The organism is Sphingomonas yabuuchiae (assembly GCF_014199595.1).
Classification (GTDB): Bacteria; Pseudomonadota; Alphaproteobacteria; order Sphingomonadales; family Sphingomonadaceae; genus Sphingomonas; species Sphingomonas yabuuchiae.
The window spans coordinates 469918-494932 of record NZ_JACHNX010000001.1; the positions used below are offsets into that span (position 1 = coordinate 469918).

At 65.8% G+C, this 25015-nt stretch carries 27 protein-coding genes and 1 pseudogene; 19 read left to right on the forward strand and 9 right to left on the reverse strand.

The genetic code is table 11. From position 1 onward, the window contains the following. Positions 1–98 precede the first annotated feature (98 nt). The gene (gene parC / locus GGQ89_RS02290) at positions 99–2351 is read left to right on the forward strand and encodes a DNA topoisomerase IV subunit A (RefSeq protein ID WP_184103744.1); all 2253 of its coding nucleotides are present in this window, start codon (positions 99–101) and stop codon (positions 2349–2351) included. A 155-nt stretch (positions 2352–2506) separates the two neighbouring features. Then, on the forward strand, positions 2507–4177 hold the full coding sequence (locus tag GGQ89_RS02295) for a putative bifunctional diguanylate cyclase/phosphodiesterase (protein ID WP_240456572.1): 1671 nt from the start codon (positions 2507–2509) through the stop codon (positions 4175–4177). Here the strand turns inward: GGQ89_RS02295 and GGQ89_RS02300 are convergent. The 4 genes from GGQ89_RS02300 to GGQ89_RS02315 are packed head-to-tail and all read right to left on the reverse strand — an operon-like array spanning position 4168 to position 7038. Further along, complete coding sequence (locus tag GGQ89_RS02300) at positions 4168–5328, reverse strand: CCA tRNA nucleotidyltransferase (protein ID WP_184104036.1); 1161 nt, start codon at positions 5326–5328, stop codon at positions 4168–4170. The genes GGQ89_RS02295 and GGQ89_RS02300 overlap by 10 nt on opposite strands. Then, positions 5316–5909, reverse strand: coding sequence for a CoA pyrophosphatase (locus GGQ89_RS02305; protein WP_056430519.1), 594 nt, complete (start codon positions 5907–5909; stop codon positions 5316–5318). Before GGQ89_RS02305 ends, GGQ89_RS02300 begins: the two co-directional genes overlap by 13 nt. After that, positions 5906–6478: a DUF1285 domain-containing protein gene (locus GGQ89_RS02310; RefSeq protein WP_184103746.1), complete on the reverse strand. Its 573-nt coding sequence runs from the start codon at positions 6476–6478 to the stop codon at positions 5906–5908. Before GGQ89_RS02310 ends, GGQ89_RS02305 begins: the two co-directional genes overlap by 4 nt. A 50-nt stretch (positions 6479–6528) precedes the next feature. Next, entirely contained in the window at positions 6529–7038 is a 510-nt protein-coding gene (locus tag GGQ89_RS02315) for a GNAT family N-acetyltransferase (protein ID WP_184103748.1), read from the reverse strand. 111 nt (positions 7039–7149) lie between these two features. Here GGQ89_RS02315 and GGQ89_RS02320 point away from each other — a divergent pair, with 111 nt between their 5' ends. Together GGQ89_RS02320 and GGQ89_RS02325 are read left to right on the forward strand one after the other, a co-directional pair. Next, a complete protein-coding gene (locus GGQ89_RS02320; RefSeq protein WP_042486371.1) occupies positions 7150–7518 on the forward strand; it encodes a dihydroneopterin aldolase in 369 nt (122 codons plus the stop codon). Positions 7519–7523: 5 nt separating this feature from the next. Further along, positions 7524–7811: a Rossmann fold domain-containing protein gene (locus GGQ89_RS02325; protein WP_076715031.1), complete on the forward strand. Its 288-nt coding sequence runs from the start codon at positions 7524–7526 to the stop codon at positions 7809–7811. Here GGQ89_RS02325 and GGQ89_RS02330 read toward each other — a convergent pair. After that, positions 7787–8680: a hypothetical protein gene (locus GGQ89_RS02330; RefSeq protein ID WP_240456573.1), complete on the reverse strand. Its 894-nt coding sequence runs from the start codon at positions 8678–8680 to the stop codon at positions 7787–7789. The genes GGQ89_RS02325 and GGQ89_RS02330 overlap by 25 nt on opposite strands. 215 nt (positions 8681–8895) lie before the next feature. Here GGQ89_RS02330 and GGQ89_RS02335 point away from each other — a divergent pair, with 215 nt between their 5' ends. The 6 genes from GGQ89_RS02335 (at position 8896) to GGQ89_RS02360 (ending at position 13500) form a co-directional block, all read left to right on the forward strand. Then, the gene (locus GGQ89_RS02335; protein WP_042486331.1) at positions 8896–9579 is read left to right on the forward strand and encodes an energy transducer TonB; all 684 of its coding nucleotides are present in this window, start codon (positions 8896–8898) and stop codon (positions 9577–9579) included. A 54-nt stretch (positions 9580–9633) separates the two neighbouring features. Then, the gene (locus GGQ89_RS02340; protein ID WP_056430507.1) at positions 9634–10428 is read left to right on the forward strand and encodes a MotA/TolQ/ExbB proton channel family protein; all 795 of its coding nucleotides are present in this window, start codon (positions 9634–9636) and stop codon (positions 10426–10428) included. A gap of 100 nt (positions 10429–10528) precedes the next feature. Next, complete coding sequence (locus GGQ89_RS02345) at positions 10529–11008, forward strand: ExbD/TolR family protein (protein WP_042486325.1); 480 nt, start codon at positions 10529–10531, stop codon at positions 11006–11008. 34 nt (positions 11009–11042) lie between these two features. Next, entirely contained in the window at positions 11043–11468 is a 426-nt protein-coding gene (locus GGQ89_RS02350; protein ID WP_042486322.1) for an ExbD/TolR family protein, read from the forward strand. 780 nt (positions 11469–12248) lie between these two features. Beyond that, positions 12249–12608, forward strand: coding sequence for a tetratricopeptide repeat protein (locus tag GGQ89_RS02355; RefSeq protein ID WP_076715035.1), 360 nt, complete (start codon positions 12249–12251; stop codon positions 12606–12608). A 517-nt stretch (positions 12609–13125) separates the two neighbouring features. Then, a complete protein-coding gene (locus GGQ89_RS02360; RefSeq protein WP_184103750.1) occupies positions 13126–13500 on the forward strand; it encodes a hypothetical protein in 375 nt (124 codons plus the stop codon). 92 nt (positions 13501–13592) lie between these two features. Here GGQ89_RS02360 and GGQ89_RS02365 read toward each other — a convergent pair whose 3' ends face one another. Together GGQ89_RS02365 and GGQ89_RS02370 are read right to left on the reverse strand one after the other, a co-directional pair. After that, positions 13593–14699 carry a hypothetical protein gene (locus GGQ89_RS02365; RefSeq protein ID WP_184103752.1) on the reverse strand — a complete coding sequence of 369 codons (1107 nt, stop codon included), beginning with the start codon at positions 14697–14699 and terminating at the stop codon, positions 13593–13595. Next, on the reverse strand, positions 14699–14857 hold the full coding sequence (locus GGQ89_RS02370) for a hypothetical protein (RefSeq protein ID WP_184103754.1): 159 nt from the start codon (positions 14855–14857) through the stop codon (positions 14699–14701). The genes GGQ89_RS02365 and GGQ89_RS02370 overlap by 1 nt, the downstream gene beginning before the upstream one ends. A gap of 18 nt (positions 14858–14875) precedes the next feature. On the opposite strand from GGQ89_RS02370, the pseudogene dnaE2 reads away from it, so the two are divergent. Together dnaE2 and GGQ89_RS02380 are read left to right on the forward strand one after the other, a co-directional pair. Further along, positions 14876–15226, forward strand: a pseudogene (gene dnaE2, locus GGQ89_RS02375) (error-prone DNA polymerase); the annotation flags it as partial. 6 nt (positions 15227–15232) lie between these two features. Then, positions 15233–15490: a hypothetical protein gene (locus GGQ89_RS02380; protein WP_184103756.1), complete on the forward strand. Its 258-nt coding sequence runs from the start codon at positions 15233–15235 to the stop codon at positions 15488–15490. A 384-nt stretch (positions 15491–15874) separates the two neighbouring features. On the opposite strand, the gene GGQ89_RS02385 is transcribed toward GGQ89_RS02380, so the two are convergent. After that, entirely contained in the window at positions 15875–17053 is a 1179-nt protein-coding gene (locus GGQ89_RS02385; RefSeq protein ID WP_184103758.1) for a S8 family peptidase, read from the reverse strand. A 170-nt stretch (positions 17054–17223) separates the two neighbouring features. On the opposite strand from GGQ89_RS02385, the gene GGQ89_RS02390 reads away from it, so the two are divergent. The 7 genes from GGQ89_RS02390 (at position 17224) to GGQ89_RS02420 (ending at position 23941) form a co-directional block, all read left to right on the forward strand. Further along, the gene (locus GGQ89_RS02390) at positions 17224–17766 is read left to right on the forward strand and encodes a hypothetical protein (protein WP_240456574.1); all 543 of its coding nucleotides are present in this window, start codon (positions 17224–17226) and stop codon (positions 17764–17766) included. Beyond that, complete coding sequence (locus tag GGQ89_RS02395; RefSeq protein WP_184103762.1) at positions 17766–18002, forward strand: helix-turn-helix domain-containing protein; 237 nt, start codon at positions 17766–17768, stop codon at positions 18000–18002. Before GGQ89_RS02390 ends, GGQ89_RS02395 begins: the two co-directional genes overlap by 1 nt. 632 nt (positions 18003–18634) lie before the next feature. Continuing rightward, positions 18635–21037 (forward strand): S8 family serine peptidase, encoded by a 2403-nt coding sequence (locus tag GGQ89_RS02400; RefSeq protein WP_338112391.1) that lies wholly within the window; start codon positions 18635–18637, stop codon positions 21035–21037. 29 nt (positions 21038–21066) lie between these two features. Next, a complete protein-coding gene (locus GGQ89_RS02405; protein ID WP_184103764.1) occupies positions 21067–21726 on the forward strand; it encodes a hypothetical protein in 660 nt (219 codons plus the stop codon). Between the two features lie 175 nt (positions 21727–21901). Beyond that, positions 21902–22552, forward strand: coding sequence for a hypothetical protein (locus GGQ89_RS02410; protein ID WP_184103766.1), 651 nt, complete (start codon positions 21902–21904; stop codon positions 22550–22552). A gap of 12 nt (positions 22553–22564) precedes the next feature. Continuing rightward, positions 22565–22996, forward strand: coding sequence for a hypothetical protein (locus GGQ89_RS02415; protein ID WP_184103767.1), 432 nt, complete (start codon positions 22565–22567; stop codon positions 22994–22996). Between the two features lie 441 nt (positions 22997–23437). Next, positions 23438–23941, forward strand: a complete 504-nt coding sequence (locus GGQ89_RS02420) for a hypothetical protein (RefSeq protein ID WP_184103769.1) — start codon at positions 23438–23440, stop codon at positions 23939–23941. Between the two features lie 205 nt (positions 23942–24146). On the opposite strand, the gene GGQ89_RS02425 is transcribed toward GGQ89_RS02420, so the two are convergent. Continuing rightward, the gene (locus GGQ89_RS02425) at positions 24147–24944 is read right to left on the reverse strand and encodes a hypothetical protein (protein ID WP_184103771.1); all 798 of its coding nucleotides are present in this window, start codon (positions 24942–24944) and stop codon (positions 24147–24149) included. Between the last annotated feature and the right edge of the window lie 71 nt (positions 24945–25015).

Consider the following 25015-nt stretch of genomic DNA (forward strand, 5'->3'; position numbering starts at 1 on the left):
TGAGAATCGCGCCCGCTTTGCCGTATCGTTAGTAATCGTTCCCGATTTGATCCGCCCGATTGCCCCGGCCCCACGGGCTTGCTAGAAGCTGGGCTTCCATGGCGATCGATCTCCGCGACAATCCTCCCGTCGGCATTCTGGACGCACCCTTCGACAGCGCATTGTCGGAGCGGTATCTCGTCTATGCGCTGTCGACGATCACCGCGCGCTCGTTGCCCGATGTGCGCGACGGCCTTAAGCCCGTTCACCGGCGTCTTCTCTGGGCGATGCGGCTGCTGAAGCTTGATCCGGCCTCGGGGTATAAGAAGTGCGCGCGTGTCGTCGGTGACGTCATCGGTAAATACCATCCGCATGGCGACCAGTCGGTCTATGACGCGATGGTCCGCCTCGCGCAGGATTTCGCGTTGCGCTATCCGCTGGTCGACGGGCAGGGCAATTTCGGCAATATCGACGGTGATAACGCCGCCGCCTATCGCTATACCGAGGCGCGGCTGACCCAGGTCGCGATCGACCTGATGGACGGGCTCGATGAGGACGCCGTCGCCTATCGCCCGACCTATAATGGCGAGGAGCAGGAGCCGGAGCTGTTCCCCGGCCTGTTCCCGAACCTGCTGGCGAACGGCGCGAGCGGCATCGCGGTCGGCATGGCGACCAGCATCCCGCCGCACAATGCCGCCGAACTGCTGGAAGCCGCGATCCTGCTGGTCGATCAGCCGGACGCCGATGACGATGCGATCCTGGCGCTGGTCAGGGGGCCGGACTTTCCGACCGGCGGCATGGTCGTCGATGCGCCCGCCATATTGCGCGAAAGCTATACGACGGGGCGGGGCGGCTTCCGCGTCCGCGCGCGCTGGGAGATCGAGCGCGAGAAGGGCGGCGGCTGGCAGATCGTCATCAGCGAAATCCCCTACGGCGTCGCCAAGGGCAAGCTGATCGAACAGATCGCCACACTGATCAACGACAAGAAGTTGCCGATCCTGGCCGATGTGCGCGACGAATCGGATGCGCAGGTCCGCATCGTCCTCGAACCGCGCGCGCGCACCGTCGATCCGCAGGTGCTGATGGACGGGCTGTTCCGCTTCTCCGACCTGGAGACGCGGGTCAGCCTGAACCTCAACGTGCTCGACAAGGATCGCACCCCGCGCGTCATGTCCCTGCGCGAGGCGCTGGCGGCATGGGTCGAGCATCAGTTCGTGGTGCTGCGCCGCCGCTCCGAACACCGTCTGGGCAAGATCGCCGACCGGATCGAGCTGCTCGACGGCTATCTGGTCGCCTATCTCAACCTCGACCGGGTGATCGAGATCATCCGCACCGAGGACGAGCCCAAGGCGGTGATGATCGAGGAGTTCCGCCTGACCGACCGGCAGGCCGAGGCGATCCTCAACATGCGCCTCCGCTCGCTCCGGCGGCTGGAGGAGTTCGAGATTCGCGGCGAGCGCGACAAGCTCGACAAGGAACGTGAGCAGCTGACGCTGCTGCTCGGCTCCGAACAGCGTCAGCGGACGCGGATGAAGAAGGATCTGGGCAAGATCCGCGACCGCTATGGCCCCGAAACCGCTTTGGGCGCGCGCCGCACGCTCATCGAGGAAGCCGCGCCGACTCGCGACATTCCCCTGGAGGCGATGATCGAACGCGAGCCGATCACCGTCATCCTGTCGCAGCGCGGCTGGATTCGCGCGATGAAGGGGCATGTCGACCTCGCCTCGGCGGACACCGCCAAGTTCAAGGAAGGCGACGGCCCGGCCTTTGCCTTTCATGCCCAGACCACCGACAAGCTGCTGCTGGCGGCGGCGAACGGGCGGTTCTTCACGCTGGCGGCGGACAAGCTGCCCGGCGGGCGCGGATTTGGCGAACCGGTGCGCGCGATGATCGATCTCGACGGATCGATCGGGATCGTCGGTTTCCTGCCGGCGGCCCGCGCGACCAAGCTGCTGGTCGCAGCGTCGGACGGACGCGGCTTCATCGTGCCGACTGCCGACACCATTGCCGAGACGCGAAAGGGAAAGACCGTGCTGACCCCGCGCGCCGGGTCCTTGCTGAAGGTCGTGCGTCCGGTCGGTGCCGAGGACGATTATGTCGCGGCGATCGGCGACAACCGCAAGCTGCTGGTCTTCCCGCTGACCGAGTTCGTCGAGCTGTCCCGCGGCACCGGCGTCCAGCTCCAACGCTATCGTGACGGCGGGCTGTCGGATGCGACGACCTTTGTTTTCAAGGATGGGCTGAGCTGGCCGATGGGCGGCGATACCGGGCGGGTACGGACCGAATCCGACCTGTCGGCCTGGCGCACCGCACGCGGGGCGGCGGGGCGGATGCCGCCGACCGGCTTCCCGCGCGACAATCGGTTCGATTGAGCCACCCGTACATCCTTCCCTGCGGGGAAGGGCGAAATCAGTCGCGGATCATGTCGATCCAACGGTGACGCCGGAAGACTCTGCCACACGACGTTAACCGTAAAATTCTTGGAATTTTAGGCGCTCTTAACGTTCGCGGGTTACGCGGATGAGTGATGGCAACGATCGCTCATCCGCTGCAACGCTCTTCGAACCGGAATTTCGGGTCGCTGACGTCGTGCGCGATCAGCATCATGGCAATTCCGGCGGCCGAAATCCTGATCGAGAAGGGCGTGCCGGTCGTGGCCGCCAGCAACGATGCCTATCGCCGCGCCGCACTGAACGACTCGCGGACCCAGGCTGGCCTACTGGCCGAGGTGGCCAAGCGAATCGACGGGTTCCTGGCGTCGAACCAGGCCTCGATCGAGTTTCCGCTGGCCGTCGGCGAGGTCATCGACTGTCGCTATTTCCAAGCGACCCTGACCCACGCCGCCGAAGGGGATGGCGAAGGTTATGTGCTGATGCTGGTCGATCATACGGCACAGCACCACACCGAACGCAGCCTGCGTCGCGAAATGATGACCGACAGCCTGACCGGGCTGCCCAACCGACAGGGTTTCGGCGACCTGATCGAGGCGATGGTGGCCAATGGCCAGCGTCACGCAGTGCTGGTGATCGATTTGAACCGGTTCGGTCGGTTGAACGCCTGTATGGGCTCGCTGGTCGGCGATGAACTTCTGATCACCGTGGCACGCCGCCTGAAGGGAGCCCTGCGGTCCCGCGACTCGATCGGGCGGATCGGCGGCAACGAGTTCGGCATCCTGATGTTGATCGACGGCACCGAGGATGAGGCGCATATCCTTGCCGAACGGATCGACCGGGCCCTGCGTTCGCCGTTCCGGCTGACCGACTATGAGGTCAATGTCGAGGCCTCGGTCGGCATCGCCTTCAACCAAGGGCTGGACGAGGACGCCGAGGAGCTGATCCGGCACGCCCAGTTTGCGGTCAAGCATGCCAAGGCGGCGGGGCGGACCGAGGTCTATCATCCCCAGGCCTTCACCATCGCGCGCGCCCAGTTCGCCATGGAGACCGCGCTGCGCCGCGCGATCGAGCAGGAGGAACTGCACCTCGCCTATCAACCGATCTGCGACCTGAGCACCGGCCGCACCATCGCGTTCGAGGCGCTGGCGCGGTGGCGCGATGCCGAGGGGCGCGATCATTCGCCGGCCGATTTCATCCCCGTGGCCGAAGAATCGGGGCTGATCGTGCCGCTAGGCCGCTGGGCCGCGAACCAGGCGCTGCTCCAGCTGGCGGACTGGGACCGGCGGGCGGGCGGGGACTGCGGCGTGCGCATGTCGGTCAACGTCTCGGCGATCCAGTTGCAGCGCGACGACATTCCCGCACTGATCGAATCGGCGCTGGCCAGGGCGGGCGTCGCGGGCGAGCGGCTGATCCTGGAACTGACCGAAAGCGCGATCGTGGGTGATCCCGACCGGGTCAGCGCGATCATGAATGCGCTGAAGAAACTGGGCCCCACCATCGCGATGGACGATTTCGGCACCGGTTATTCCAGCCTGGCCTATCTCCAGAAACTGCCGATCGACATATTGAAGATCGACCGCAGCTTCGTCTCCGGCATGCTGGCCGACCGCGACAAGATCGCGATCGTCCGTGCGATCCTGGGCCTGGCGCAGGCCCTGGGCATGAAGACCACCGCCGAGGGAATCGAGGCAGTCGAACTCGGGCAGACGCTGGCCGCCCTGGGGTGCAGCCATGGACAGGGCTATTATTATGCCCGCCCGCTCGATCCCGATGCCGCCTGGGCGATGATCGCCGATCAGGCCTGAGCCACCGCCTCGTCGGCGATGCGGCCGACTCGTTCGGCATCCGGAAAGCCTTCGGCGATCCACTGAGTCTCGATCCGGCGAAGCAGCCGCGCCACCTCCGGCCCCTTGCCGATCCCGCGTTCGACCAGTGCACCACCGGTCAGTGGCAGGGCAGGGGGCGTCCAGTCGCGAATCGGCTTGATCGATTCGCCCGCCAGCAACAGCCGGTCGATCGCGCTCACCAGCCCCGCGCGATAGGCCAGCGCCCGCGGTCCCTCGTCGCCCGATCCGGCGGTCGCGGCGATCAGCCGCTTGCGGTCGCTATTGGACAGTTTCAGCCGCGCCCCGACATTCTCGGCGGCTGGCGGAGGTAGCAGGGCGGCGAGTCGCCGGATCGCGTCGGGCGCGATTTTCGCTGCGTCTTCGCGCTCGGCCAGCCGGGTCAGCCGTTTCACGCCCTCTGCATCGATCTCGGGGATGACCGCGCGGAAGATGCCATGCTCGACCATCAGCGCGACCACCGGCACGGCGCGGGCGGCGACCAGCAGTTTCAGCAACTCCGCCGCGATCCGTTCGCGCGACAATGCCATCAGGTCGTTGGCGCGCGCGGCACAGGCGGCCAGTCCGGCCTCGTCGACCGCCTGGCCGAAGCGCGCATGGAAGCGGAAGAAGCGCAGGATGCGCAGATGATCCTCGGCGATCCGCTGCAACGGGTCGCCAATGAAGCGCACCCGCCCGGCCTTCAGGTCGTCCAGACCGCCGAAATAGTCGAACAATTCGCCGGTCGCGGGATCGGCATAGAGTGCGTTCATCGTGAAGTCGCGCCGCGCCGCATCCTCGCGCCAGTCATCGGTGAAGGCGACCACGGCGTGGCGGCCATCGGTCGACACGTCGCGGCGCAGCGTCGTGACCTCGACCGGGCCCTCGGGCAGCACGGCGGTGATCGTGCCATGCGCGATGCCGGTCGGCACCGGCTTGAACCCGCTGTCGCGCACCCGGTCGATGACGGTTTCGGGCGAGAGCGGCGTCGCCAGATCGATATCGGCAACGGCCAGGCCCAGCAGCATGTCGCGCACCGCCCCACCGACGAACCGCGCCTCCAGCCGCGCGGCCAGCGCGATCAATTCGGGACGGTCGGCCCAGGGTGCGGTGCCGGGCGTCATGCCGCCCATTGCATCCGCCGCGACAGGTTGACGATCATCGCGGCAGTCGCGCCCCAGATGCGCCGGTCGTTCCATAGGATCTCATAGAAATGGCGGGTCCGTCCGCGCCACGGCGCGCTGACCCGGTGGTGATGGGCAGGATCGAGCAGGAAGGACAGCGGCACCTCGAACAGGTCCGCCACTTCCGCCTCGGCGGGGGTCAGTGTCAGGTCGGGCGGGATGACGCCGACGATCGGCGTCACCTCGAACCCGGTGACGGTGCGATAGCGATCGGCCAGCCCGACGACCGTGACGGTGGCGGGAGAAAGCCCGATCTCCTCCTCGGCCTCGCGCAGCGCGGTCGCGACCAGATCCACGTCGCCGGGATCGGCGCGGCCGCCCGGAAAGGCGATCTGCCCGGCATGGTTGCGGAGCGTCTCGGTCCGCTGGGTCAGCAGCACGCCCGGCTCGGCGCGATCGGTCACGGGCACGAGCACGGCGGCGGCAGTGGGCGTCGCCATGATCTCATGCGGCTCGACGCCGTCGCCGGTCAGCAGGTCGGTCGCCGGTATCCGCGCCATCGCCGCTGCCAGCCTTTCGGCCAGCGTCATGCGGCGGGCGACGCCGTCAGGGGAAAAAAGACGCCGTCGCTCCACACGCCGGGCGCTTCGCCCTCGCTCGCCAGCGCGCGTTCGGCCAGTTCGTAATAGACCGGCCGCGCGATCAGCGCCTCCAGCCCGTCTCGGACATGCACATAAGGGCGGGGGCCGTCCTCGCCCTCCACGAAGCGCAGGCCATGGTTCGGCCCCGCCGCGACCAGTTCGCCGGTGCTGAGCTGGAATACCAAGCGACCGTTTTCGCCCTGTCCTTCGGCCTTTAGTGCGGTGGCGACGAAGGGCGCGTCCTCGACCGCGATGTCGAGCTTTTCGACGGGCGTGACCAGCACGTGACGGCCATCGGGCTCCCGCCGCAAGATGGTGGAGAACAGGCGCACCATGGCGGGCCGGGTGATCGGGCTACCCTGATGGTACCAGGTGCCGTCGCGCGCGATCCGCATCTCGCTGTCGCCGCAATGGCTGGGATGCCATTGCGAGACGGGGGGCAGCTTCTGCGCCTCCATCGCCTGGACGATTTCGGCCAGGCTCAGCGCGGACAGATCGGGGGGCGGTGCCATCGGCATGATGGACCCGAGTTAGGGATGCGGGGCGGGCAGGTAAAGGCCTGCGCGATTCAGACCTGCCCCGGATCGGGGCCGAGCATGCCCGCAAGCGCCGGCACATCGGGTCCGCGCGCCAGCAGCCGGTGCCGCTCGACCGGGCCGGGCAGTCGCCAATCGGCGGTGTGCTCGGCGGAGAAACCGAAGAAGCGGCCATAATATTCCGGGTCGCCGATCAGCATCATCGCGCGGTCCAGCCCCTGTGCCGCCGCCGCGTCCAGCATGTGATGCAGCAATTCGCGCCCGATCCCGCCCTGCTGGCGATCAGGATCGACCGCGACCGGACCGACCATCACCATCGGATGCACGAGACCATCGTCTTGGGTCAGCGCGACCGGCCAGCACTGGATCGACCCGATCAGCCGATCCTCCTCGACCGCGGCGAAGCACAGCGAGGCGATCGGCCGCACGCTGCCCCGCACCTTATAGGCGGTGCGCGCCTGCCGTCCGGGCGGAAAGGCGCGGTCCAGCAGTGCCTCGACCGCCTCGGGTGCGACCGCGTCGAGCGGGACAAGGGCGGTCATCACAGGCAAGAGGCGAAGTCCGGTGATACGGGGAGGGGGACGCGCGCCCTTAGCGCGACGGCGGGGGGATGCAAGCTTTCCTTCGGCGTGCGCTCTGCTACAGGCGCAGGAATGGAAGACCGTCTCCAGCTCGAAGTCCACGACCTCGAAGTCCAGGTGCTGACCGGCATCTACTCCGAGGAAACGCACCTGCCGCAGCCGCTGCGCATCTCGCTGACCGTCGATCTCGACTGTCCGGCGCGCTACACGCCCGACAGCCCGCTGACCGAGTCCAAAAACTATCTCGACCTGAAACATGCCGCGACCCAGCTGCCCGAAGGCGTGCATTTCACACTGATCGAAGGGGTTGCCGACCATATCTGCGATACGCTGTTCCTTCAGGACAAGCGGGTCCGCCGCGTGCAGGTGAAGATCGTAAAGCTGGCCATTGCCGAGGATGGCGAGGCGATCGGCATCACCCTGGTCCGCCACCGGCGCTGAGCCACATGACGGCGCGGCGAGTCGATCTGGCGCCCGACGCCGATATCGCGGGCGTCGTCGCCGGGTATCCTGGCGAGGATCTGGTGCTGGTGATCCGTCCCGGTCGCGACGCACTGTCCCAGGCGATGGTCGAGGCGGCGATCGCCCCGCTCGCCATCGCGGCGGCGCCGGGAGCGCGGATCAACGCGGTGATCCCGGCCGAGGGGGCGGCGGACGAAGCGGTCGCGGCGGCGGTCGATTATCTTGCCGCCGCGCACGCGGTCACGGGTCAGTCGCTGGTCGTCGGCATCTGACGCTCGCGCCCGCACGGGCCGAGCTTCTGCAAGATGAACCGATAATCCTCGCGCGCGGCCTGGGCATTTTCCGGCCCCAGCGAGGCGGTGCTGCGATCGGACAGCGATTCCGGCAGCGCGCAGGCCAGCCGATACCAGAGCAGCGTGTCGCGCGCCGGGGGCGCGGCGGATTCGTCGACGATCTCGCTCAGCGCCACGGCATAGCGCCGCTCCTCGCCCGGGCGACGCAATACGGATAGCGAGACGGGCCGGTTGTTGGCGGTCGTCAGGAAAATTTGCGTCTCGCCTTCGCCGGGCAGGCTGCCGGGCACGTAAAAGGCATTGCCGACGCCGGTGATGACCGGCGGCGCGTCGGTGGACAAAGCGTCGCGGACGATGGTCCGGCTGCGTTGCTCGGTATCGGGCGTCCAGGGCAGTTGCGCATCGGGTGCGACGAGTTGAAGCTGGTCGGCGGCGTTGGGCACCCGGCGGGCATAGATCAGCACCCGCATCTTCTTGAGCTTCGGCGCACGGCCCCGCGCATCGGTGGCGGCGTCGAACAGATAGCCGACCCGCGCAGGCAGGCCGCCCGCACCGCGGATCAGCGTGCCGATATCGGCCTCTATATAGAAACGCTGATGGCCCGGCGCGACCCCGGCGGCCTCCGCGCCCTTGATCGCGGTCGCCGATCGGATGGTGGCATCGGCGATGACCGGGGCCGACAGCACCAGGTCGGCGAGGTCGGCATAGCCCGGTCCTGTTTGCGCTACCATCGAATCACCCGGCCGGGCCGACGGCGCGGTCGCCATCTGGGCGGGCAGGGCGGCGGCGAACAGGGGAATCGACAGCGTCAAAGCGCCAGCGCGAATGGCGTGGGACAGGGGATTCATAGCTTCGCGCTACTCCTTTGCTCATTAACGGTACAGAAATAATTTCGTCATGCGCAGGTTGTACGTTTATTACGTCCGACAAACTGATTGCACCGCGCCAGCCGTCACGATAGGGTCCAAGGCTCTGCCGCATGCCGAAAGAGCATGGCAGGAGTTTCCCACGTCCCCACGCTACGGCGAGGCGAAACTGGCAGACTGAGGAGTTTCGTTGCTGAATGGCCTATACTGACCAGAAGATGTCCGGGGGCAAGGTGGTCGCGATCGTTATCGTCGTGCTCATCCATGCTGCTCTGGGCTATGCCTTCGTCACGGGGCTGGCTTACCAGTACGTGAAGAAGGCGACCGAAAAGCTCAACACGTTCGACGTGCAAGAGCCGCCACCCCCACCCCCGCCGGAGGAACCGCCGCCCCCGCCGCCGCCGGAACAGCCCAATGTTCCGCCGCCGCCGACGACGGTTGTGACGCCGCCGCCGATCGTCAACGTGCCGACCCAGGCGCCGACGATCGCGACGACGACCGTGATTCCGCTGAGCCAGCCCACTGCGCCGCCGGCCCCGCCTGCGCCGCCGTCGCCGCCTGCTCCGCCGGCCCCGCCTGCGGTGTCGAAGGCTGCTGGCCTGAAGGGCAATCCGGGCCAGTTCTTCGGTCCCGACGCTTATCCGCCCTCGGCCCAGCGCGAAGGCGCGGAAGGTCGCGTGGTCGCCAAGCTGACGGTCGGTACCGACGGACGCGTCACCGATTGCGTCGTGACGACGAGCAGCAACAATCGTGCGCTCGACGATACGACGTGCCGGATCGCGAAGGCGCGCGTGCGCTTCTCGCCCGCGCTCGACCAGAACGGCAACGCGATCACGTCGTCCTACACGCTTCCGGTACGCTGGCAGCTGCCGCAGGAATAACGGCTCAGGCCACTTTTAAAAATTTAACGCTTTAGTCAGAGGACCTAACCAACCATGCTCACCACCATCCTCGCCGCGGGCGGCGCCGCGGCCGGTGCCGAAAACCCCTACGGTCTCGGCCAGGCTCTCAAGGAAGGCGGCCTCATCTCGCAGTCGGTGTTCACCATCCTCTGCTTGATGTCGATCGTGTCGTTCTACATCCTGTTCTCGAAACTGTTCGAGCAGCAGAAGATCATCAACCAGGCGAAGCGCGTCCGTCAGGGCTTCTGGTCGGCGAACTCGCTGCGCGAGGGCTCGGCCAAGCTCGAGAAGAACTCGGCCTACAAGCAGATCGTCGACGACGGTCTGGCCGCGCAGGACCAGCACTCGAAGCTGACCGATCCGGTCGAAGCGCATGACTGGCTGCACGGCTCGCTGGCGCGTTCGGAAGCCGCGATCAACTCGAAGCTGGGCGGCGGTCTCGCTTTCCTCGCGACCGTCGGTGCGACCGCGCCGTTCATCGGGCTGTTCGGTACCGTTATCGGCATCTACCGCGCGCTCATCAAGATCGGCTCGTCGGGCCAGGCCTCGATCGATGCCGTCGCCGGTCCGGTCGGTGAAGCGCTCATCATGACCGCTCTGGGTCTCGTCGTCGCCGTTCCGGCGGTGCTCGCCTTCAACTGGCTGCAGCGTCGTAACAAGGGCATCGCGGAAGACCTGTCGTCGTTCTCGAACGACGTGCTGGGCTTCCTGGCCTCGAACGGTGCGGTTCGTCCGGCGGTTGCCGGTGCGGCCAAGCCGGCCGCCGTCAAGGCTCCGGCTGGCACTACCACCGCCGGTCAGGCCGGTGGCGTTCAGACCCGCGCCTGAGCTTAAGGGGGCGGGGCGGCGGTTTTCGGACCATCGCTCCGCCACCCCCCGCCGTCCATTTCGGGGCGGCGCAAGAATGCATGGATAGGATAGCTCTCTCATGGCGATGAGCGTTGGCGGTGACTCCGCCGAGAAACCGATGTCGGAGATCAACACGACGCCCCTCGTGGACGTCATGCTGGTGCTCCTCATCATCTTCCTGATCGCGGTTCCGGTCGTGATTCAGACCGTTCCGCTGAAGCTGCCGAACGTCCGCTTCGATCCGACCACGACGAAGCCGGAAAACGTGTCGCTCTCGGTCACCAGCGAGAATGGCCAGTGCAAGGTGTACTGGAACCTGACCCCGGTCAGCTCGGACGAACTGCGCACCCGCGCGGTCGAAAAGCTGAAGGCCGAGGTCGAACGGCTGGGCGGTGTGGGTAACATCACGCCCGACCAGCTGCCCGAAGCGCATATCCGTGGCGACGTGAACACGCCGTATCGGTGCATCGGCGGCACCATCTTCACGATGCAGCAGGCCGGTTTCGCCCGGGTCGGCTTCATCTCCGAGCCGCCCCCCGGCGGCAACCCCCGCGCCTGATCGGCCGGGCGGACAGAATAGGAGTTAGCACGCCATGGCAATGAGCGCCGGATCTGATGATGGCGAGCCCATGATGGACATGAACACGACGCCGTTGATCGACGTCATGCTCGTGCTCCTCATCATGTTCATCATCACCATCCCGATCCAGACTCACGCGGTGAAGGTCGACCTGCCGGTCAACTCGAACACGCCGCAGACCGTCGTGAACACCGATAAGAACAAGATCGGTATCGACGCTGCCGGCACGGTCACCTGGAACGGTGCCCCGGTCGACGAGGTGACGCTGCGCCAGTTCCTGGACCAGAGCGCCGCGATGAACCCGGAACCGGAACTGCACTTCCAGCCGGCCCCCGACGCCAAGTACGCCAAGGTCGACGAGACCCTGGCCGTGATCAAGCGTTCGGCGGTGACGAAGCTCGGCTTCATCGGCAACGAGCAGTATCGCAACGACTTCTGATCCTTTCGATCAGGTCGGTGATGAAATGGGGCGGTCTCTCCGGAGGCCGCCCTTTTTCGTTTGTGGTGGGGTGGAGGGCGGCATGGTGATGGTGTCCCGTGGCCATCTACTGCGCTCAGGCTGGACGGAGGGTGGGGCCTGTGGCTGATTTTAAGCCCAAGCCCAAGCCCAAGCCTAAGCCCAAGCCCAAGCCTAAGCCCAAGCCCAAGCCCGAGCCCGAGCCTGAGCCTGAGCCTGAGCCTGAGCCTGAGCCTGAGCCTGAGCCTGAGTCTTAAGCGGGATGACGTAAGTTAGACCCACCCCTCCCCTTCAGGGGAGGGGCAGGGGTGGGGCGCTTCCGCAAGCGCGGCGTTCGTGGAAAGGCCCCACCCCAACCCCTCCCCTGAAGGGGAGGGGCTCGTATTGATTCAAAGGCATTGTCATCGGGGCCTAAGCCTGTGCCCGACCCCATTGCGATCGTACCCTACTTCCGCTCAGCCTGAGCGAAGTCTACGGCCAAGCCCCCCGCTACCCCGTCATCCGCAATGCATGATGATCGCCAGACAGGCGGATCGCTGAGGCGCCCTTACAAACCAGCCCGTCTCGTCCTGAACCCGCACATAGCCAGGCCCATCGAACGCAACGTGCGACTATCGCTCCACTCGAGGCAGGGCACAACCTCCCAAAATGCCGCCCCGCACCCACTTCCATCGCCCCAAAATTGCGCATCTTTCCCCGCTTGCGCACGTTTCACAAAAGTGACACTCTCAAGTCACAAAAGTGAAACATAGGAGATGAGATATGCGTGGAATGTTTTCGGTGTTGCTTGTGGCGGCGGCGGGCATGGCAGCCCCGGCCATGGCCCAGGACTCATGGCCGCAGCGCACGGGGTTTCAGGAAATCGCGGCGGGCAATTTCACCGCCGCAGAGCGGACGCTTCTCGAGGAACGTCGCACCGATCCGAACAGTCCAGAGCTGATGCTCAACCTGGCCGCGGTCTATGCCAAGACCGGCCGCGCCGCCGATGCGCGCGCGCTGTATGACGCGGTGCTGCAGGAAAAGGCTATTGCGATGGATATGCCGTCGGGCGCGATCCTGTCATCGCACACCGTGGCCCGCACGGGTCTGCGCCATCTGCCGCAGACGATCGCCTCGCGGTAAATCGATAAGGGCACGTCCGGATGCCGAGGCGTCTGGACATGCCCGACCGGCGTGGCGCGGACCGGTAGGATACCGCGCCAGCCCGCCTCTTGCTAAATTCCCGCCTAAGAGCTGACAGGAACCGCCTCCGGGCAATTCGCGCTATTATCGTTGGCACAACCTTATTATGACACTCGTCGCACGGCTCCTCCGACGCGACGGCTCCCACCGGGTCGCTTGAACCAACGGCAGCACGTGCGTTTCGTTGAGTGTGCCGAGCCGGGCGACCTCCTCAAACCTCGTCGCTTGCATCACGTTCGATCGGCATCAGCTCGCAGCCACATTGGAACGCCTCCGCGATGGCGAAAATGGGGTTGTCGGGGTAGCCGAGCATGACGCGGGGCTAAGACTCCGACGACCCCAATTCCGCCATCGCGCTCGACCATCCGTCGTCTAGGCGACACGCCGCTGTGAGCAGAGCCATCGACGCTGCACGCCTGGCGCTGGCGTATTCCTCGACCCGATCCGGTTCGGCGACATGCCCGGCTTCCTCGCGCCAGCCTCGGACCCGTTCGACGGTATCCTCCATCGTCTCCCCGCGTGTCGGGTGTATGCCGTCCAGCGCCCCGATGATGGTTGTGTGGATGCGCTTTTAGTCGACGACGGTTTGATACCGGAGCATGGTCTGGGTCGCCTCAACCGTGAAATGAATTCCGACGTCGAATGGGCCGCCGCGCCTGGGGTGCTGGAACTGCATGAACCTGCGACCGCGATCCCCCCATCCGGTGCAGGACCGCGAGAGGCCCGGCAGCGCATCGAGCGTGGTGTCGAGCGCCTGAACGACGCTGGTACGGTCGTTGACGTTCAGATGACTCAGTACGAGAACTTTCATGTCATGTTCCTTATTCGCTGATACCGGCGCAAACCCACCGTTCAGCCAAGAATCGAAGATGTCGGGCGAAGGTGACCGCGCCGGAAACGCGACCTTCGTGAGGGATGCCGCCCTCACGCGAGGGGCAACGCACCGAGTGCTGCGGTTCGGTCCCACAGACCGTGGAACGGGATAAAGCCCGCGATCCGGAGACGCTCGTTCACCGCTTCCGCCGACGTGCGCGCCCGACGCGCCAGTTCAGCCGCAGAGACGTGCCGACGGGCTACCCGCTCCACCTCGTCCATGGGAATCGTCATCGCTCGTAGCCCCGCAGTCCGCGTTAATACTCCAGCGGATGCGAGCCGCACGACGTGTCTCGGAATGACGTTCAACATCTCGGCAGCGTCGCCGGTAGATATAGCGGCAGTATAGGAGGGCTGCTCAGGACCGACGGACGGCCGATGGTCGATGAACGCATCAAGACTGCCCGGATTCACGAACAGATGATCCGCGTCCGGTTCGCCGTCGATCCAGAACGGGATGGACCCGTCCAACAGATCGTCGAATATCTTCGACCAGGGTTTGGGGCCACCGCCGATCCGACGGCTCTCCCAACCGATCGGCAGGGCAGTGGACGGCGGCGCGCGGCGACGAGCTTGGCGTCTCAGCCGTCTGAGCAGATCGTCGAAGACCGAGGCGATGGCCTGCCTGCGCCGCATTACAACGGCCAGGATCGGGTCTTCGAGGAGTTCGAGCAGCCCGGAATCGATCATCTGTTCGACAGCATAGAGCGGTAGGCGGAGCCGGGCGACGATCGTGGTCACGGGCGTCGCGTCGCGCCAGCAAGCGCCGGCGGCGTCAATCGGACCGGAGTGGTAGAGGAGCGATCCCATTATACCCCGGGCACCATCGGAGCGGCTCGCGACGAGGCCGAGCCGTCGGATCTCGGTGGCGTGCGTGGCGAAGCCGGGCAGGATGCGATTGGCCTCGTGTCCAGTGTAGAGGCGCCCGCCGCGCCTCGCACCTGCGCGTGGTGATGCGAACGTCGTCGCGTCCGCAAGCTGGGTCGCCCCGGCGTATCTGCCGTGACCCGCCTCCTTCAGCACGGCACCGATCCTGACGAGGTGGTGCTCCGCGACGGCGCGCGCGATCGCGCCGGGCACGCTCTCGTCTTCGCGGATGTCGAGATCGAAGCGGAGGCGCCGTCGGGGCGCCTGAGCGGGGACGGCGTAGGCGTCCATCAGATCGCCTTCCGGGAGAAGGGGTCGTCCGTGAGCCATTTCGCCCCGATCGCGAATTCGCGTGTCGCTCGGCTCAGATCGTAAGCCTCGACCTTGTCCGCACCGCGCAGGGCTGCATCCGACGCCGCAATGCCGATCAGTCGGGCGACGCGACCCACGTGTCCGCCGGAAACCGTGAAGAGACCGGCATCGCCAATGGCATCCTCTGGCCCGATCGGTTCGAGGCGCAGCGCCGCACGGTCATGTCGGCGGCGATGATCGGTATGAAGGGGAGGGTGCAGAAGGAAGGGGAGGTGATCCACGTCATCTGCGACCGGATCGTCGATTACGGGCCCTTGCTCGCCCAGGTCGGCCAGATGGACTTCCCGCATTCGACCGGGCGCGGCGACGGTGCCCGGCATGCGGGCTCGCCCGATCGCGGCGACGCGGGCTGGCGACCGGGGCCGCGCGACAGCTATTGGCCACCGCACGCCGCCGGCATGGATCCGGAAGCCGTCGTGCGGGTGAAGTCCCGCGACTTCCATTGATCGCCCGTGTCGCGTCATCAGCGGATCATCATCGAGCTGTCGCTCGATATCCTGCGCTCGGCTGCGGCGAGGTCGGGTAGAGGCAGGGTCGACACCATCGAGGTCCGTCTCGCGTTGCGATGTCTGATCGCGCACTGTCCGGAGCGCTGGCCGCTCGACATGTTCTGGAACTCGGCCGGCACGGACCACGACATCGGCAGGGCGCAAGGGTGCACCGCCGCGTTGAACGGGATCGCGCGCCAGCTCGGTTCGACCAGGCGATGACGATCCGAACACGGGTGACGGTGCCGACTCCGCCAATGATCGCCGTCGCCCGCCTTCCGCGGGTCCGGTGAAGTATGTGCTGGCTCCAGTCGATATGACTCGCCATTCCATGCGCGAGTGACTCGGAGGACCGCTCCCTGTCCGTGACCTCCGGCAACTGCCCGCCAGTTCCTCCTCGGTGCCCGACTTCGATCGGGCATTCCTCCATTCCCGTAACACCATGTCGACCAAGCCATTTTGGGAAAACGGTTTCGGGAACGGATTTTGGGAAAACGGGCCTACTGAGAGCGGATCGACTGAGCCATCGACATGGTATTCTCACTGGCCGTTCGTTTGTGGGAAAGTAAACGTCGATTGGCTCGATTATGTGCGCCGCCAGGATTTTCATCCAGCCGGTGGTAGGGCGGTGAAGATAGCAGCAATGTTGAGAATGCCTTTGCCGAATACGTTATCGGGACCCGGCGTCCCGGCGTCCGTGGCGTTAGCGAGCAGCAACGTGACGATCTGCGCGCCCGTTAGGTTGGGCCGCGCCTGCGCGACCAGCGCCACTGCACCACTGATCGCAGCGGCAGCCGGCGAGGTGCCGCTGTAGCGGACCAGGCTGCCATTGCGATCGGTCATCACGACGTCCCGCGACAAGGCCGTCAAATACCAGGCGGCCGCCGGACTGCCCCCCGCTCGGTTTGCCAGTTGATAGTCGAAGGCTCCGGACATGTCGTGCCCGCCTGCGATAATCACCCACCCCGGAGCCGCTTCGGCGAAGGAACGCGAAAGGAGCAGCGGCTGACGTGCGTCGCCGTCGTTGTTGCCGGCGCTGATTACCGTGACGATGCCGGCGGCCGCGGCGCGGCGGACGGCTGCGATGAGGGTCTCGTGCGTGACGTCCGTCGTCGCTGAGATGTTGATGACCCGGACCTTCGCGTCGATGGCAGCATCGATCGCGCGGATGAGCAACTCGGCCGAAGCAGGGCAATCGTCGGCGGAACGACAGGTCGCCGGGTTTGATGCGTTTAAGGACACAAGCGTCGCTTCGGGGGCGACGCCATGCATGCCGCGACTGTCGCGTGCCGCAAGCGCTACGGACGCCATCAGCGTGCCGTGACCACTGGGATCGGTCAAACCGCGCGTCCCGGCCATGTCGGCGCTGGCAGGATCGATCCGGCTGCTGAACTCGGTCAGACCTGGGGTGATGCCGGTGTCGATGATCGCAATCTTGACGCCGCGGCCGGTCGCGCCCGCAAGATAGGCGGCGTCGGCGTTCGCTGCGGCTGCGGAGTTCGATTGTTGGTCCTCGATCTGTTGAGCGGTGAGGGGCGACGTAGATGAGGGGGTAGGCGTCGGCGATGTGCCGGAGGATGAAGGGCCAGGCACTACCACGACCGTCCCGCTGGCTCCTTCGCCGCCTCCGCCGCACGCGGCGAGCAGCGCCGCCGGAATCAATGCAGAGACATGAAGCCATCTTGCCTGGAAGAGGGACAGACGGCGCACGCGACGGTGACGGGGTGCCGCCGACGAGGTTCCTTTCCCTGTCGTTGCCTCGCCGTCGCTGCCGTCCCGCATCATCACATTGGCCCCCGTCGTATGACGCTGTTAAAAGCAATGCTTACCCGTATGATGATGATAAATTTTCGTCAAACAGAAAGTCGTCCATGCCTTCCGGCTATTTTCTTCCTCCGCGCAAGGCACGTCTGTGCCGGTTGGCGGGAGTGCTATTCCTGCTGAGTGCAGCCGTCATGCCGATCGTGATCGCGGCCGCAGGCTTGATGCCAGGCACCGGGCCGATCTGCGGCGGAGGCTATGGCTGCGTGTGGAATGTCCGCGCCGCGACGCTATTGCCGGAGGAAAGCCGGATGGAGATCGAGATGTCGCCGCCCGACCGCGCCCGGTTCGATGCCCATGTCGCGCGAACTGATGTTCGCATCGGGCTGACTGGCATCGCGGCGATCGACCTTCTGCCCTTCATGGCGTTGCTCGGCACCGTCGGGATCGCGCTGCGGCGCCTGGGCGGTAGCGGCGCCGATACCCTCGAAAGGGCGCTGCCGTGGCTCCGCCGCGCCTCGCAGGCGGCGATCGTCTGGATGCTCGCCGGTCCGGTTCACCAAAGCGCACTGGAGACATGGCTGTCGCCTGGCATGCCCTCCGGCTTCCGGATCATCACGACGATCCTGCTCGCCCCGATTGCCGGCGGCCTTCTGATCGCCTTTGCCGCTTACGCGGCGATCTGGGCGGTCGAGGCGGCGTTGAAGGCACGGCGCGACCTGGACCGTTTCGTCTGATGCCGATGATCGTCCAACTCGACGTCATGCTCGCGAAGCGGAAGGTCCGGTCGAAGCAACTGGCAGAAGCGATCGGCATCACCGAATCGAACCTGTCCCTGCTCAAGTCGGGCAAGGTCAAGGGCGTGCGCTTCTCCACCTTGTCCGCCATCTGCCGCTACCTCGATTGCCAACCGGGCGATATCCTCTCCTATGAAACGTCCGACGAAGATCTTCGCCCGGATGCTGGCGATTGACCCCGGCGATAATCCGTTTGCCCCGCTTCCTGCCCAAACCCGGACATTCCCGTAACTCGATCGCTTTCTAGAATGCTGGTTGAGGTCGTTACGCCGGAATGAGGAGTCACTCGCGCATGGAATGGCGAGCCATATCGACTGAAGCCAACAGTATGGAACTAGCATGGCTTCGGGGACCAGGGAGGGTGACGTCCGTGTCACCCTAGGGCGACGCGGACGTCACCCATAACAGAACAGATCATCCGAACGTCATGGGAGAAGGTGACGACATCCCGTTCCATGCATGACATCGCATCGCGCTCCATCGGAACGTCGGACGCGGTCGTCTCCGTCTGTACGGACCGGACGGGGCTCCGGTTCGGCGGCGAACCTGCATGCCATTCGGAAGCCCGGCTGTGGTGCAGAGGCGGGCGGTGGCAAAGTGCGTCCACTCTCGGGGTAGAGAAGCGCACACCCGTGCTTCGGGATGGGCGTCGATCATAAACGACTCGGAATCTCCGAACGCCGATTGATCCTGTTAACACCTTCAGCGTAGAACGGATGCGTTCGCCAGCAGGCGGACCGGGGCGTGAGAACCCTGATGACAAGTAGCCGTATGCCCGGCCCGAACCAGTTTCGGCCGGGAGGCGGACGTGTATGTCCAGGGCTTCGGCTTAAAGACGTCCGCGCTCGTCTTGTCACGGGTTCTCAACTTCCGGCTCACGGGCCGGCACCGCGCCTCGGCAACAGGGCGGTGCCGCCGGCTGGAGGAGCCGATCGGCACCGACGCGAACGGGGACTCGCGCGTGGGTGAACTCATCGGATGCCGCAGCAGGCGGCTCGCCATCATCAGGAATTCGGCCGTCGTGTCCGCGACCATTCTGCTTGCCGCGTGCGGTGGCGGTGGCGGCGTCAACTCGGCGGGCGGAGCGGCGCCGGCTCCCACCCCATCGGCGACACCCACTCCTGTGCCGACACCCACGCCGACCTCGGCAGCGGATACGGCGGAGTACAGGGCATCGGGTGCCGTGGTCGGCATGAAGGCCGCCTATGCCTATGATCGCGGGATCACCGGCAAGGGAGTGACGATCGCCGTCATCGACACCGGCATCAACGTCGACGAGGCCGAATTCAAGGGCCGCATCTCGGCGGACAGCACCTCGTTCGACCAGAAGATCGCCCGCTGCGCCACCTGCGACGCCGAAATCGTCCGCTACGACTTGAAGGACAACAACGGTCACGGCAGCGGGACCGCATCGGTCGCCTTGGCGGCCCGTGACGCCAAGGGCGTGCAGGGCGTAGCGCCGGAGGCGACGCTGCTCGCGCTCAAGATCGCAGGTCCGGACATGTCGAACGTCAGTCCGACGTCCGGCCCCGTTCCCGAGGGCGGCGGTCCGAACTCGGCGCTGATCGCTCCCGCAATCACCTACGCGGTCGAGAAGGGCGCGTTCGTCATCAGCTTGAGCCTGAACGGCTTCGCGGGCGGCCAGATCGCCGCTGATCAGCGTAAGGCGATGGATCTGGTGCGCACCAGCGACCGTCTGCTCGTTAACTCCGTCTCGAACGACGTCGGCCTCGACAGCTTCGCGGGGCAGATCGCCGAGAACCTGGTCGGTACCGATCTGGCCAACAAGGACTGGTTCCTGTTCGGGATCCGCGTCGACCGGAACCTACACGCTCCGAGCGGCAACGGCACCCCCGGCGCGCTGGCGGATCGCACCCTCGCGGTCGTCGCATCGAGCATCGACGTCGTGGGGAAGGACGGCTCCATCACGACCGTCACCGGCAACAGCTTCGCCGCACCGGCGATCGCCGGCGCGGCGGCCCTGCTCAAGCAGTACTGGCCGCAGCTCGGCGGCAAGACGATCAGTCGCATCCTGCTCGACACGGCCACCGATCTCGGAACCCCCGGCGTCGACCAACTCTATGGAGTGGGACTGCTCGACGTCGGGCAGGCGATGCAGGCGCAGGCGCCCGCCGCTTCCTTCGTAGCTGCGCAGACGGCGCTGGCGAATTTCTCCTCGCTGACCATGTCGGCACTGTTCGGCGGCGCGTCCGTGATCGGCCGCAGCGTCGGCGGAATGACAGTGTTCGACCGCTACGGCCGCGACTACCGGATGACGGCGGCAACCGGGGTCCGCACGCGCGGCACTGGGCTGCTTGCCGGCGGCATGCTCGCGCCGGTCGACCCGCCGTGGCTGACGTCCGCCTCCACGATCACCGACGCCCGTCTCGGCTTCACCTCCACCGTTCCCGACTATTGGCGGCAGGCCCGCCCGAACCGGCCGTCGATGGTCGCGTTCTCGCCCGCCCTTGGCCAGTCGGTGACGCTGGGCGCGAACGTCGTCGTCGGCGGAAGCGGCGGCGTTGCCGGATCTCCGCTGCGCGCGGTCGTCGCGACCCCGGTCGGCATGTCCTCGGCATGGTCCGGCGACGGCTGGTCCGCCGGCTTCTCGGCCGGTTCGTCGCGCGACGGACGGGCATCGTTGCGCTCCGCCTCCTTCGCCATGCCGTCCGGTTTCGGCTTCGAACTGTCCGAGCTTGCTGAGCGCGGTCGCGTGTTGGGCATGAGCCAAGACGTCGGTGTTGGACAGCGTGGGGCGAGGACCACCATGGCCTCGCTTACGGTGCGACGCATGGTCGTCGGCATCCCCGTCTCCGCACGCGTCACCGCAGCCACCACCAGGGTCGACGGCGGATCCGACACGATGCGCTTCACCGGTCCGGTCATCGGCACCGCCTTCGCGGTCGAGGGCGCACACGGCCTGTTCGGGGGTACGGCGACGTTCGGCCTGTCCTCGCCGCTCCGCGTCGAACGCGCCCGCGTCATGATGCTGATGCCGGTGTCGTACGATCTCGTCTCCGGCACGCTGACGACCAGGACCGGGGCCGTCGATCTTACCCCTGACGCGCGCGAATTGGACCTCGAGTTCGGCTGGTCCCGTGCGCTGTCGCCGAACTCCTCGGTCAGGTTCGGCGTCGCCCATGCCTTCGATGCCGGACATGTCGCCGGTGCCGTCGACACCGCCGGCTTCGCGACCCTGACCATCCGCTGACCGTACCCGATCGAAAAGGAGAACCACGCATGTCACCGATGAAACACATTCTCCCACCGCTCGTCGGCACGGTGGCGGCCGTGCTCGTGCTGTCCGCCTGCTCGGATACGAAGACGCCGAACGATGCGGACTTCCGCAAGGCGCTGGAACCGGTGGCGAGCGACATCTTCTGCCGCACGATCCCGATCCAACGCATGAGCCTGAACGACGACCTGACGCAGCCCTTTCCGATCATCGTGCCGGTCGCTCCCGTCGAGGGGGCTGACCCGGACGACGCCCGGAGCCGAACGTTGATCGAGGAGGCCGCACGCGACGGTCTGCTGACGCGCACCGAACTGAACGCACTGGCGAAACGTGCCGACTTCACTCTGCCGCTGACCCGGCAGGCGCTGATCAGCTACACGCCGACGGACCGGGGCAAGGCGTACTACCGACCGGTCGAGGCGAAGACGTCGAGCGGCATGCGCGCGTTTCCGGGGGTCTGTGCCGCCAGGGGCGAGATCGTCGACGTGGTCCGCTGGACCGATCCCGCCGACGCCTCTGGCCGCACGGTGTCGCAGGTCACCTTCACCTATCGGGGTGTCGAGCCGCTGCCGGGCCTGCCCGAGAACGTGCACTCCAAGATCACTCGGCCCGAGGAACGGACCGTCACGCTCGTACGAACGAACGACGGCTGGGACGCGCTGTGACGGCCCCGCAGGCAATGCCGACCGTGGATGCCCCATCATCTTTCGGCACCGGTCGCGCCTCGGATGTTCGCCACGTCGCCGATGCCGCCGCCATCGTCGGCCCTGTCACCCCGTCGATGCTCTGAAACGCAAATCCTTCCGACCTTCATCCACCATCTTCCGAAAGAAGCACGCCATGATCCCCATCATCGCCGTCCTGCTCGCCGCCGCCATGCCGCTGACGACCGTCGCACCCATCGAGCCGGCAGCCACCGGTATGAGTCCGTTGAGGATGGACGTCGCGGGCGTCCGGCTGGGCATGCCGATCCAGCAGGTCCGGACCGCGCTCGCGTCCGCGAGCTACGCCTGCAAGCCGTTCGGCAACGAAGCCGACTTCGCCGCTCGCGTCGCCGCCGAAGTCAAGGACCGGACCCGTGCACGCGGTCCCGTTCCCTACACCACCGGCACGATGCAGATCGATTGCCGTGGGCCGAATGGCGAGGGCCTGACGATCCACTTCGCTCAGGTGCAGTCGGGCTCCATCGTCGACGACTTCTCGCTCCGCATCGACGGCAGGACGGTGGATCTGCCGGCGTTGCGCAGGCAGCTGGCGGCCAAATTTGGACGTCCCATGGTGGGCACGGAGCTGCGGGGATCGTGGTGCGACGCGGGCTACCGCTGCGGCGAAAGCATCGTCTTCAGCGAGGGGCCGACCGTCATCATCGACACCTCGGACGCCGTCACGATCAACGCCACTAGGGGCACCCGCGCCGAGGAGGCGGACAATGCCGCCGTCATGGCCGCGGCCGACCGGCTGGTGCCGAAGAAGGCTCGCGCGGCGTTCTGAATGGAGGGGAAGATGCGTTTTAAGACCCTGCTCATGACGATGGCATGCTTCGCCACAACCGCGACGTCGTCCGCTGCGACCTTGAAGCGGAACGGGCCGCTTCAAGCCACCACCATGCGCGACTGGCGCGCGGCGGGCATGGACGGGACCGGCTGCTACTGGTCGGCCCGGAGGAACGGGCCGGTCCTGTTCGCCGCCAACGGTCGGACGGGCATGACGCGAGTTGCCGGACGCGTCGTCGTCCTCGAACCAGCAGCGGGCGCGCGAGAGCTGTTCCCCTTCACATATGACGCATGGCGGGCGCCAGGACTGAAAGTACGGATACTGGACGCCGCCGTCGTGCGGGCGATGGGGTACGAAACGGTGACCACCGACGCGACGTTGGTCGTCGATCAGCGAGGGCGCGTCACCAGTATGCTGGGTTCGCTGATCTGCGGCTCCTGAAGTGGACGAAGAGTACCATCAGTTTCTCGCTCGACTGCTGAATGTTCGTTGTTCGACAGGATAATGGGCGTCCTTCCGGCATCGACACGTCGCTGTTCCTGTCACTGGCAGAAGATCGCTCATAGAATTATGATGCATCACTCTTATGCTGCTTGTCGAAACAGGAGAAGCGGTGTCGCTGCATGCCGCGCAGGTGCGCTTCAACACTGGAGCAGCCCAACCACCCATCCTGGCGAACCGCACTCGCTAGTGACACCGGCGCGGCATCCGACGCTTGAGTCTATGGCGTAAGTCTGCGGCTGTACCGCGACCCCGTTACGACAACGGTCTATCATCCGATCTATGAAAGCCAATTTTCGACGCATACTGCAAGTGGCGAGCAGTAATATTTTGTAAGCGAACCCTGTTCTACGTCCGATATCAGCCAAGGAGGTTGATCCAGTGACGGTTAAACGAGCTTTCGGAAATGTATTCATCGCGTTGTGCATCGTCGTGCTTGTCGGCGGCGTCGTTGGGTTCGCATACGTCGGATTAAGGCAGGACAGACGACTTGCGCTATGCCTGCAAGAGATAGACAAGCAGAGAGACGCCCGCAGTGAGCAACGCCAGACCGCCGATGCGCCAGCTGCGAGTGCGACCAATCAGCAGCAGCAGCCAACCCAAGCTCACCAGCAGGAAAGCCGCGCCTCCGAGAGCGGGCCGGGCAGCACCACCTCGTGCCGTCAGTTTGGCAATGATGCCGGCATCGCGCTCAGTCGCGCTTCCTTCGACCTGTCGTTGCTCGGTTACCTGGCTACGCTGCTCTTCGGCACATTGGGGGTGCTCGGCATCTTCCTGAGCTACACCACCTCCCGAGACGCGCGTGACGACGCGCGTAGGCAGGCCGCTGCTCCCGGTGGAGCTGCGCCTGGCGCAGGGCCGGGAGCCGCGCCCCTCGGCTCCTGATGGTTCGCTGCGGTGGTTACCATCCGCCTCTACAACCGACCGAGCCCGTAGCGCTCGATGACCTTCTGATTCTTGCGATGTCGGAGCCGTCAATACGGCGGCTCCGATTATGAGTGTCAGCATTTCAGTTCTCCGGGACTTAGTCCTCCGAACTTCACGAGACATTCCCGCTTCTACTCACGGCGAAGCCCCGACTCCTGATCCATCAGTCCTCCCGAAAGGATTGGATGCCTGATCGGATCAGGAAGGCGCCATCGGGAAGAGCGGCATGTCCCCGCATCGTTGCCATGTGCTCTCGTGGGTCACCGACATCGACGCAGGGCGTCGAACCTATGGTCACGGGAAGCCTGTCGGCCGGGCATGCTCCACTCCATGCCGACACGTGCGTGTGGTCACCGACGATGCCGTCGATCGCTTCGACCAGTTGCCTGCTCATACCACCGACGCCGGATCGGCGTGTTCCCGATACGAAAGTCATTTCCGTCGATCCGCTCGCGTCGCCAGCGAGCCGGAGTTGAATGCGATGACGGCCGGTACCGCGCGACCGTACGATCGCCTGCGACCAGCGGTTGTCGAACTGCTGAGCCACGGCTCTGACCAGATACGAGAGATCACGCCGTATGTCGGCCGCGTGATCGGTCGAGCCGATGGTCTCCGGATCGGACAGGCGGTCACGCCAGTGCTCGAGGCTGGACAGGACGTCGTCGACGCCGCTGACCACTGACGGAGATCGGGGGAGGAGAGGGCCGGTCAGCATCAACGTATCGGGAAGCGATCCCTCGATCGCCCTTGCCGTTATCATGCACCATTCGCCATCGACCGAGACGTGCACCTGTTCCAGTTCACCGCGGGAGCCGACCGCTCGGATGGCGATGGCCTCGAACCCGCACTGGATCCGCCCTACGATGCGGCAATCATCGGGGATGGTCCGCCGTGCTTCCTCGATGACGCGCATCACTCGTTCGCGGGTCGTCTCGTCGATGTGCAGCAGCCATTTGCTCATGTCCGGCTCCCAGGTCGGTGTGACTCGTCGCGGTTGGGTGGATCTCGGCAGCGAGAGAGGTGCCCACATCC